This window comes from Vibrio ouci, assembly GCF_004551525.1.
Taxonomy (GTDB): Bacteria; Pseudomonadota; Gammaproteobacteria; order Enterobacterales; family Vibrionaceae; genus Vibrio; species Vibrio ouci.
Genome location: NZ_SATR01000254.1, coordinates 1 through 764, shown reverse-complemented (window position 1 = coordinate 764; position 764 = coordinate 1). Strand labels below are relative to the sequence as shown.

At 38.5% G+C, this 764-nt stretch carries 1 protein-coding gene; it reads right to left on the bottom strand.

The annotated features are described in order from the left end of the window. Positions 1–250: 250 nt before the first annotated feature. Positions 251–730: a GNAT family N-acetyltransferase gene (locus ELS82_RS25520; RefSeq protein ID WP_134837825.1), complete on the bottom strand. Its 480-nt coding sequence runs from the start codon at positions 728–730 to the stop codon at positions 251–253. Positions 731–764 lie beyond the last annotated feature (34 nt).

Genomic DNA, 764 nt, shown 5'->3' with positions numbered 1-764 from the left:
ATGAGCAAGAAAACCCACTAATCCTATTAATACTGCCGATGTACCGCCAAAATAAAGCAGCATTTCTTTTACAATTTCAGATATTTCCATGATTTATTCTCATACTTATCGTGTTGCGGAGCACTAACGCCAAATTAAGTAGTGAGCACGCTGCCACCTACCTAAAGCATTGTGCCGTAAACACTAAAGCTGATTCAAACCGAAAGTGCCAAACGTTGCGAATCTGCTTAAATTTATTGTTATGCGAATTTTAGCCAGCAAATGCTTTGAGATCATCGCCAGTTAACCGATAAATAACCCACTCATTTTGAGGTTTAGCACCAATTGACTTATAGAATTCTATCGCTGGCTCATTCCAATCAAGCACGCACCACTCAAAACGGCCGCATTTCTTAGAAACGGCCAGCTGAGCCAAATGCTTAAGGATAGCTTTTCCTGCACCAATACTTCTGTATTCTGGCGAAACGTAGAGGTCTTCTAAATACAAACCATTTTTACCTAACCAAGTTGAGTAATTGTAAAAATACACCGCAAAACCTATTGGCTCACCGTTTACTTCGCAAATAATCGCATGAGCTGTAGATTCCTGTGAAAACAAACTACTTTCAATATCTGAAATACTCGTCTTAACTTCACTTTCTAATTTTTCATACGTAGCCAACTCAGTGATAAATCTCAATATGGTTTCCGTATCTTCTACATGAGCTTCTCTAATTTCTATTTTATTCACCTTTCCTCCTTGAGTTTACTATTCGCATAACGCC